This window comes from Oleiphilus sp. HI0066 (assembly GCF_001635725.1).
Map to the genome: position 1 here is coordinate 1 of NZ_LWFH01000431.1, position 1,066 is coordinate 1,066.

General features: G+C 44.2%; 2 protein-coding genes. One reads left to right on the top strand and one right to left on the bottom strand.

Going from position 1 to position 1,066, the window contains the following annotated elements:
• Positions 1 to 536: hypothetical protein (locus A3738_RS30650; RefSeq protein ID WP_197473633.1), on the top strand; the 536-nt coding region annotated here is incomplete at its 5' end.
• A 39-nt stretch (positions 537 to 575) separates the two neighbouring features.
• Here the strand turns inward: A3738_RS30650 and A3738_RS05760 are convergent.
• Positions 576 to 1,066, bottom strand: a 491-nt coding sequence (locus A3738_RS05760; protein WP_197473634.1) for a metal-dependent hydrolase, incomplete at its 5' end; no start/stop codon positions are given.

The following is a 1,066-nucleotide window of genomic DNA, read 5'->3' on the forward strand; positions in this document are numbered from 1 at the left end:
GGGGTCTTTTCACAGATGTAAAACGTCGCAGAGATAATATTCCCGATGACCACATTCACTCATCAGGCACAGTTCGAACACCGACTCTTTTTACAGGTAATGAGACCCTTTATGGCCTTGAAAGCATCATTAAATGGCAGCAGTCTTCGGAGCTTTCGTATCAACTAGAAATCTCCGCGTTACAGAGACACAGTGATGGAGAGTTATCTGATGCAACAAGAGTGTCGAGCCTTGATGCAAGTATGCGTGGTGGCAACATAAACGTATCGATTCAATATCAGAAACACAACTTGTCGATTGGCTATGAAGAATTATCAACCGATAACGGACTCAGCGGCCCTGGCGCTCCGATTCTCGGCGAGCAAGCTGGATTGCAACACGCGGATCATACGTCATCGAGAGCAAGCCTCTCTTATAGCTACTCAATACAAGAGGGCCTCATGCTTCGCGTTGAGTATATCGATGATCAAACGACACAAAATGCACAAGACTTTGCTCGATTAGCTTTATATTGGGGAGACCAGTACGCACTTTAAAAAGAAAAAAGCGCATGTTGATCATGCGCTTTTTGATACTTAAGCCGCCTTAGCCTTTAAATCATAATCCGGGTTATAGACAGACTCTTTCCATTCATCGACGAAATGAGAATCGTCCTGATCCCATGGATGAAAATCATCTCTAAAAAAGTCTTTCAAATGCGGTGCCATGCGGCGTGTCATGCCTTGTTTACCGTACATAAACTTCCAAAACCCTTTTACTTCAGACCAGCGTGGCATGCGCTTCGCCCACCACAGTAAACGCGCTTGGTATTTCATGAAGCGATATGGCAACAGAATCAAAGCAATACACATCGACTTTTTCAATAAGCGACGATCTCCAAAAATTTCCATATACAAATCAAACGCGACGCTTTTATGCTCAATCTCTTCCACTGCATGCCAATGCATCAATTGGTCGATGCTCTCTTCCATGCCAGCCCAGTGCTCTCTATGATTCAAATAGTCACAGGCAAACACTGCCGTTAAGTGTTCAACACACACAGTAAATGCCAAACGCTGTTTATCTG